7 protein-coding genes are annotated in these 8,061 nt (G+C 74.7%); 5 read left to right on the forward strand and 2 right to left on the reverse strand.

The genetic code is table 11. From position 1 onward, the window contains the following. Nucleotides 1-467, forward strand: a 467-nt coding sequence (locus AB0C69_RS33705) for a PH domain-containing protein (protein WP_360358967.1), incomplete at its 5' end; no start/stop codon positions are given. On the opposite strand, the gene sepH is transcribed toward AB0C69_RS33705, so the two are convergent. Next, on the reverse strand, nt 439-2,202 hold the full coding sequence (gene sepH / locus AB0C69_RS33710) for a septation protein SepH (protein ID WP_360358969.1): 1,764 nt from the start codon (nt 2,200-2,202) through the stop codon (nt 439-441). The two genes, AB0C69_RS33705 and sepH, sit on opposite strands and share 29 nt — an antisense overlap. Nucleotides 2,203-2,645: 443 nt before the next feature. Here sepH and AB0C69_RS33715 point away from each other — a divergent pair, with 443 nt between their 5' ends. Continuing rightward, nucleotides 2,646-3,560 carry a hypothetical protein gene (locus AB0C69_RS33715; protein WP_360358971.1) on the forward strand — a complete coding sequence of 305 codons (915 nt, stop codon included), beginning with the start codon at nt 2,646-2,648 and terminating at the stop codon, nt 3,558-3,560. A 31-nt stretch (nt 3,561-3,591) separates the two neighbouring features. On the opposite strand, the gene AB0C69_RS33720 is transcribed toward AB0C69_RS33715, so the two are convergent. Then, nucleotides 3,592-4,902, reverse strand: a complete 1,311-nt coding sequence (locus AB0C69_RS33720; protein WP_360358973.1) for a D-arabinono-1,4-lactone oxidase — start codon at nt 4,900-4,902, stop codon at nt 3,592-3,594. 142 nt (nt 4,903-5,044) lie between these two features. Here AB0C69_RS33720 and AB0C69_RS33725 point away from each other — a divergent pair, with 142 nt between their 5' ends. The 3 genes from AB0C69_RS33725 to AB0C69_RS33735 form a co-directional block, all read left to right on the forward strand. Further along, entirely contained in the window at nt 5,045-6,316 is a 1,272-nt protein-coding gene (locus AB0C69_RS33725) for a lytic murein transglycosylase (RefSeq protein WP_360358975.1), read from the forward strand. 45 nt (nt 6,317-6,361) lie between these two features. Further along, nucleotides 6,362-7,270 carry a ferrochelatase gene (locus tag AB0C69_RS33730; RefSeq protein WP_360358977.1) on the forward strand — a complete coding sequence of 303 codons (909 nt, stop codon included), beginning with the start codon at nt 6,362-6,364 and terminating at the stop codon, nt 7,268-7,270. Further along, nucleotides 7,267-8,061: inositol monophosphatase family protein (locus AB0C69_RS33735; protein WP_360358979.1), on the forward strand; the 795-nt coding region annotated here is incomplete at its 3' end. The genes AB0C69_RS33730 and AB0C69_RS33735, both read left to right, overlap by 4 nt.

Below are 8,061 nucleotides of genomic sequence, written 5' to 3' on the forward strand. Positions count from 1 at the left end.
CGCCGGCCGCGCGGGGCCGCCGCGTCGTCCGCGCGGTGGCGCCCGCGCTGGGCGTCGCCGTCCTGGCCGTCCTCGCCGGGCAGCCGTGGGTCGCGTACGCGTGCGCCGCGACCGCCGTCCTGGCGGTGCCGCTGGGGCTGGACCGCTACCGCCAACTGGGCCACGCCACCGACGGGGAGCGCCTCACCGTGCGGTCGGGCTCCCTGCGCCGCCGCCAGGTCGTCGTCGAGCACTCGGCCGTCATCGGCTGGCGGGTCCGCCAGACGCTCTTCCAGCGCAGGCTGGGCCTCGCCACCCTCTTCGCGGCCGTGGGCGCGGGCGACGGGGGCTGCTCGGCGACGGACATGTCCGAGGAGGGCGCCGTGGCCCTCGCCGCCGCCATCACCCCGGCGTGGCTGACCCCGTTCCTGGACGGGCCGCCCGGTGCGGGCGCGGAGACTATTCCGGCCGGCGGGCACCGAACATGATCTCGTCCCAGGACGGGACGGAGGCGCGCTTGCCCTTGGCCTTGCGGCGCCGGGCCGGACGCTGCGTGCCCGCGGGCTCCCCGGCCGCAGCGGCGGCGGCGGGCGATCCGGTGACCGGCTTGTCCTGAGCGGCGGCGGGCATGGTGGGCCGCGCCGCCGGCTTCTTCTTGGCCGGCGGCCGCGCGGGCTGCCGCGGCGGAGCCACGGGCGTGCTCTCCGCGGCGGGCTCGCGGGCCGGAGCGGGCCTGCGGACGGGTTCGGCCTCCCTCTCCTCCTCGGGAACGCGCGGCGCGTCGTCCTCCACCCGCGGCCGGGCGGCGGCTGGTGCCTCGGCGGGCTCGGCCGGTTCCTCCGGCTCGGCCGAAGGGGCGGGCTCGGGAGCCTCCACCGCCTCCGGCGCCGCGCCGGCCGCCTCCCGCACCTGCTCTGCCTCGTGCGCCTCGCCGGCCTCGGGGTCGTCGCGGCTCTCGCCCGCCTGCTCCCGGAGGGCCGGCTCGGCCGATCCGGCCGGTTCGGCGGACGCGTGCTCCTCTTCACGGACCTCTTCGAGGTCGTCGGCGTCGATCGCCTCGATCTCCTCGGGCACCCGGGCCTCGTCCTCCGGCTCCTCGGCGGCCTCGGCGGGGCGCGCTTCCTCCGCGGCGGTCTCGTCGGCGGTGCTCTCGGCCGCCGTCCCGCCCGGCTCGGCGGTCTCGGCCGCGGTCTCGTCGTCCGCACCGGGGGACTCGGCCGGTTCGGCCGACCCGAGCGCGGCGGCGACGCCGTGCGGCTCCTCGCTCTGGACGGCCGTGACGGGCTCGTCGGCGGGCGTCTCGGCGGAGGGCGCCTCCGTGGCCGCCTCCTCGGCGGGCGGGGCCGGAGAGGGCGGCTCAGGGGCGTGCGCGGCAGGACGCGGCGGGGCGGCCTCGCGCAGGGAGGGCGGCTCGGTCGCCTCGCGGAAGGCGGGCCGCGGGTCGACCATGCGGCCGCGCTCGACGATGTAGGCGCGGGGCTCGGCGGCGCGCAGCGGCTCGGGCGCCGGCTGCTCGGGCTCGGCGGGCAGGCCGCGCGCGGGCAGCCCGCGGCCGGGCGGGGCGTCGCGGTCGCTGGAGACGACCTTCATCGCGGGACGGCGCGGCACGAGCGGCGTGACGGTGTCGGAGAGCGCGTCGTCGTCGTCCCACTCGACGGAGGTCAGCCGGGCGGCGACCTCGTCCAGCGGGGAGACGTGCCGGCGGCGCGGGTCGAACGTCCACTCGGCGGCGTGCGGGCGGCCGCCCTCGAAGAAGGACAGCCGGACGCGCCAGGTGTTGTCCTCGCACTTCCAGGAGTCCCACTCGACCTCTTCCAGGTCGACGCCGCCGCGGCCGAGGCGCTCCTCGACGGTCTCGCCGAGCGGCGGGCCCGGGGTCGACTCGCCGGGGCGGCGGACGGCGACGCGCTGCGCCTGCTGGGCCATGTATTCGCGTTCCTGCAGGACCGGACCCTCGAACCAGCGGACCCGTTCGACCGGGATGCCCGCCGACTCGGCGATCTCCTCCGCGGTCTCCCCGGACCGGATGCGGGTCTGGATCTCCTTGGGGCGCAAGGGACTCTCCACTTCGATCTCGAACTGGCCGAGGCGGGAGAAGTGCCCACGGACCGCGGCGCGGAGCCGGTCGTCGACGGGCAGGGTGAACCGGGTGCCTCGGCCCGCGGTGGCCAGGACGAGGTACGTACCGTCCTCGCTGACCGCGACGAGGCGCAGCTCCTGCATGCGTGTCCTTCCTGCCCTGTCCAGACGGCACGGAGGACGCCGGACCGCGCGACCGTGCTCTCACCGGTCGGCCGTCCGATGCCCACCGAGGGCGCATGCGTGCCCTTCCCCCGGGTTCCCGAGTCTCTCTTTCGGACACACCTGCTGCCAGCACCGTACCCGGCATGTCCGAACATCGCCGCTCTCGAAGCCCTCTTCACGAGGTCGAAGAGGGCACCTGACCAAGCTTGCCGGTGCCGCGACCGGCGGGGGGCCGCTCTGCTCGATTCTTGTCCATCCTTTTCCACACCGTTCCTGACGAGGCCGTGAACGCCCCGCCGGTTCGACGTTGCGAGCGTCACGTCGTGGGCAGGAACACCCGCGTCCTTCCGATCAGTTCAATCTCGGGGTGTCCGTGGCGACAGACAGGGGTGAGACAGGCGATGCCGCGCAAGCTGCCGGACGTGAGCACGACGCAGCTGATCGCGAGTGCGGTGGCGACGGCGGTCGCCGCCCTGGGCGCGTCCTTCCTGGGCGTGTACGGGACGATCATCGGCGCGGCCCTGATGAGCGTGATCTCCACGGCGGGGTCGGCGGTCGGCAAGCACTACCTCGACCAGGGCCGTGAGCAGATCAAGGAGCTGACGCACCTGCAGTCGGCGGTCCGGCGGCGGGAGATGGCCGAGGGCGCGGCCGGCGAGGCGAGGAGCGCCGACCCCACCCGGACCGCGGTGTGGTCGGGCGATCCCGGCGCCACGCGCCTGGACCCCGTGTTCGGCGGGGGAGACCCGAACGCCACGCGGCTCGACCCCGGCGGCGACCCGAACGCCACGCGCCTGGACCCCGCGCAGACGGTCGCCGCCGCGTTCGCCGAGGAGGCCGGCGAGGACGCGGTCCGGCAGGTCGTCCGCCGCTCGGCGTGGCAGAGCACGGTGGAGTGGGCCAAGGCGCACTGGGTGAAGCTGGTGGTCTCCTCGGCGGCGGTGTTCGCGGTCGTCATCGGCGGGATCACGATCTACGAGGCGGGCACCGGCCGGCCCGTGGGCGGTGCCGGCGGCAAGGGCCTGACCGTCACGAAGGTCCTCGACGGCGGGGGCAGCGCGAAGCCGGCCGACACGCCTTCGCAGGACCCCTCCGGGGGCGCCACGGACAAGCCGACCTCCACGCCGAGCGGCACTCCGACGAGTGAGGCGCCCACCGGGGGACCGGGCTCGACGGCGCCGCAGCCGTCGTCGGAGCCGACCGAGCGGCCGACTCAGGAGCCCACGACCGTGCCGCCGACGACGGCGCCGACGACGCCGGAGGCGCCCGCGACCACCGGAGGCCCGCAGGACGGCGGCCAAGGCGTCCCCGACCCGCGCTCCACGCCGGGCGGCTGAGCCTGGCGACCGCTGGGAAGGCCGGGTGCGGCTAGTCGCCGAAGACCTGCCTCGTGTAGGGGTTCGCGAAGCGGCGGTCCGGGTCCAGTTCGTCCCGCAGGGCGCGGAAGTCGCCGAACCGGGGGTACGCCTTCTCCAGGTAGGCGGCGTCGCGGGTGTGGAGCTTGCCCCAGTGGGGACGGCCGTCGAACCCGGTCAGAAGGTCCTCGACGCCGCCGAAGTAGTCCTCGTGCGGGTCGCGGTGGTAGACGTGCACCGCGATGAACGCGCTCTGGCGGCCGTGCGCCATCGACAGCCAGGCGTCCTCGGGGGGAAGCAGCCGGACCTCGATGGGGAAGCTGATCCGCCAGTCCCGCTTGGCGAACAGGGTGCGGAGGTCGCGCAGCGCGGGGACGAGCGCCTCGCGCGGGATCGCGTACTCCTGCTCCTTGAAGCGGACCGTGCGCGGGCTGGTGAAGACCTTGTACGAGGTGTCGCTGTAGGTGCGGGCCCCCAGCGCCTTGGCGGAGATGCCGTTGACGAAGGGCGTCGCGGCGGGGGCCCGGTGGGTGACCCTGTTGACGGCCCCGAAGACCGTGTTCGACAGGAACCGGTCGTCCAGCCAGTGCCTGACCTTCGACAGCGGCTCGGCCGGACCCTCGACCCGGTTGTTGCGCTTGGTCAGGCAGCCCTCGGTGTGCGGGAACCAGTAGAACTCGAAGTGCTCGTTGGCGGCGTCGAACTCGTCCACGCGCGCGAGGACCTCGTCCCACTTCATCGGGGCCTCCTGCGCGCGCAGCAGGAACGCCGGGACGGTCCGCCAGGTGATGGCGGTGACGACGCCGAGAGCGCCGAGCCCGGCGAGGGCCGCGGCGAACAGGTCGGGGCGCTCCTCGCGCGAGCAGTTCGCCACGGTGCCGTCGGCGAGGACGAGTTCCAGGGCGGCGACCTGGGACGCGAGGCCGGCGGCGTCGCGCCCGGTTCCGTGCGTCGCGGTCTGCAGCGCGCCCGCGGCGGTCTGCTCCTGGATGTCGCCCATGTTGGCCAGCGCGAGGCCGTGCTCCTCCAGAACGCGGTTGAGCGCGTGGAGCGGCAGGCCGGCCTCGACGGTGACGAGCCCCGTGGCGGTGTCGACGGAGCGGACCGCGGTGAGCGCGGTGGGACGGAGCAGGACCCCCTCGGCGACGGCGGCGCCGGTGAAGGAGTGCCCTGTGCCGGTCATGCGGACCGTGAGGCCGTCGGCGGCGGCCGACCGGACCGCGGCGGCCACCTCGTCGGCGCTGCGCGGTGCGGCGACGCGATGCGGTGTGGCCTGCTGGTTTCCCGCCCAGTTCCGCCACGTCTGCTTGGTCGCTGGGGACATGCCGTGACTCTACTCACGAATCGATCGTGAGGAAAGTTCACATTTTTGGACGGCCCGAGCGGGGGCACAGAGTCGTCGATACCGTACGATCCGGTAACCACGGCAGGCTAACCGTCCGTAGCGAGACTCGTGGGGAAATGTTGTGGCTCCTCCTTCAGCTCCGCGCACCGGCGCGATCGGCGGTGGTGAGGCGCCCGCCGCCCGTCCGCACCGGCCCCGGCCCGAGAAGAACCGGCCCGAGAAGAAGAAGCGGGATCCGCGGCGCCCGGACGCGGGGCCGCAGCGGGGCGGCCGTGCGCTGCCCCTCCTCATCGGCGGTATCGCGGTCCTGGCCGTCGCCAGCACCTCCGGCGGCGTCTACGCGGCGCTGACCACCGAGAAGGCGGATCCGGCCGGGGCCGAGTCGCCGCAGGAGGCGGCGCCGCCGAGCGTGCGTCCCGGCGACCCGGTCAACGTGGCCACCGGCGGCCAGGTAGCGCCGCTGCGCCGCGTCGTGCCGCCCGACGTGCTCGCCGTCGGGACCGCCTCGATCCCCGCCGCCAAGATCGATCGGATCGCGAGGCTCGGCAGGGTCGGGGACGTGGCGGCCGTCGCGGGCGGCGCCGTCCAGCTCCAGGGCCGCCAGGTGAACGCGCTCGCCGTGGACCCGTCGGCGTTCCGCTCCTGGACGCCCCCCGCGACGGCGAAGAAGACCGACCTGTGGGCCGCCCTGGCCGGTGACCAGTTCGTGGTGTCGCCGGACGCCGCCCAGCAGCTCCAGCTCAACCGCGGCTACCAGTACCCCGTGGTGGCGCGGACGATGCCGAAGCTCACCATGGGCGGTTCCGGTCCGCTCGGCCTGCCCGGCATCGACATGCTCGTCAGCAGGAAGTCCGGGCAGGAGATGGGCCTCGTCCCCAACGTGGCGGTCCTCGTCAACGCGCCCGGGGTGGACCCCGCCAAGGTCGTCAAGGCCGTCGGCAAGGTCCTCGGCCCCGGCACGAGCGTGCTGAACCTGCACGAGAGCAAGTACCAGGCACCGGCGGACGGCGGCCGTTCGGGCAGTTACCTGGACCTCTACAAGCAGGCGGCCAGGAGCTGCCGCGGCCTGTCCTGGACGGTCCTCGCCGCGATCGGCCAGGTCGAGAGCGACCACGGGCGCAACGCGGGCCGCTCCAGCGCGGGCGCGCTCGGCCCGATGCAGTTCCTGCCCTCGACGTGGAAGGCGTACGGGGTGGACGGCGACGGCGACGGCAAGGCCGACATCATGAACCCCTACGACGCCATCCCGGGGGCGGCCAAGTACCTGTGCGCGAACGGGGCGGGCCAGGGCGGGCGGCAGCTCTACCGGGCGGTCTGGCAGTACAACCACGCCGACTGGTACGTCCAGAAGGTCCTCAACCTGGCGAGGGCGTACTCGGCGCGCTACGAGTGAGCACCCCTGGCGGGGAATCGGCCCGACGGCTGATTGGATGGACGCATGACGTCGTATGACGCGTTGCTTCTGCTGTCCTTCGGAGGGCCGGAAGGGCCCGAAGAGGTGATCCCGTTTCTGGAGAACGTCACCCGGGGGCGCAACATCCCCAAGGAGCGCCTGGAGGAGGTGGGGGAGCACTACTTCCTGTTCGGCGGTGTCAGTCCGATCAACCGGCAGTGCCGGGAGCTCAAGGCCGCGATCGAGGCCGACTTCGCCGCCAACGGCGTCGACCTGCCCGTGTACTGGGGCAACCGGAACTGGACCCCCTACCTCGCCGACACCGTCCGGCAGATGGAGGAGGACGGGATCCGGCGCGCCGCCGCGTTCGTCACGTCCGCCTACAGCGGCTACTCAACGAACGACCAGTACCTCGAGGACATCGCCCGCGCCCGCGCGGAGGTGCCGGGCGCCCCCGAGATCGACAAGCTCCCCGTCTACGCGGACCGCCCCGGTTTCCTCGAACCGTTCGTGGACGCGACGAAGGACGCGCTGAGCCGCCTGCCCGAGGGCGCGCGGCTGGTGTTCACCGCCCACAGCGTGCCGCTGTCCCAGCCCAACCGGGAGCTGTACACCGGGGAGCTGCACGCCGCCGCGCAGGCGGTCGCGGGGCAGGCGGCCCCCGGGGCGCCGTGGGACCTCGTCTACCAGAGCCGGAGCGGGCCGCCGAGCCAGCCGTGGCTGGAGCCGCAGATCACCGACCACCTGGAGGAGCTGCACGGCCGGGGCGTCCGCGCCGTGGCGGTCGTGCCGATCGGGTTCGTCTCCGACCACATGGAGGTCAAGTACGACCTCGACGTCGAGGCCGCCGACCGCGCCGCGGAGCTCGGGCTCGCGTTCGAGCGCGCCGCCACGCCCGGGAGCGACCCGCGCTTCGCCGCCCTGCCCCGCCACCTCCTGGAAGGGGTCTCATGAGCCTGGCCGAGGAACTGCTGGACCTGGCCGCGGCGACCGCCCGCGAGGCCGGCCGGATGCTGGTCGACAAGCGGCCCGCGGGCGGCCCGGACGTCGTCCAGACCAAGTCGTCCCCGACCGACGTCGTCACCCAGATGGACCGCGCCGCCGAGCGCCTGATCATCGAGCGGATCAGGGCGGTGCGCCCCGGCGACGGCTTCCTCGGCGAGGAGGGCGGCTCGCAGGCCGGCGGGAGCGGCGTGCGGTGGGTGGTCGACCCGATCGACGGGACCGTCAACTACCTCTACGACCTGCCGGACTGGGCGGTCAGCATCGCCGCCGAGGTGGACGGCGAGGCCGTCGCCGGCGTGGTGGAGATCCCGCGCCGGGAGGAGACCTACACGGCCGTGCGCGGCGGCGGGGCCCTCCAGCACACCGCGGCGGGCACGCGCGAGCTGCGCGTGAACGCCCACGTCCCGCTGGGCCGGGCGCTGGTGTCCACCGGGTTCGGCTACGAGGCGGGACGGCGGGCGCGGCAGGCGGAGGTCCTCACCGGCGTGCTGCCGAACATCCGCGACATCCGCCGGGGCGGGTCGTGCTGCGTGGACCTGTGCTCCCTGGCGGCCGGGCGGGCGGACGCCTACTACGAGCGCGGAGTGCAGGCGTGGGACATCGCCGCGGGCGGGCTGATCGTCCGGGAGGCGGGCGGGCGCGTCGAGGGGCTGCACGGCGCGGCCCCCGGCCCGGAGCTGACCATCGCCGCCGGCCCGGGCACGTTCGAGGCCCTGCACGACCTGCTGGCCCCGCTCGAC

This window comes from Actinomadura sp. NPDC048032 (assembly GCF_040653175.1).
Taxonomy (GTDB): domain Bacteria; phylum Actinomycetota; class Actinomycetes; order Streptosporangiales; family Streptosporangiaceae; genus Spirillospora; species Spirillospora verrucosospora.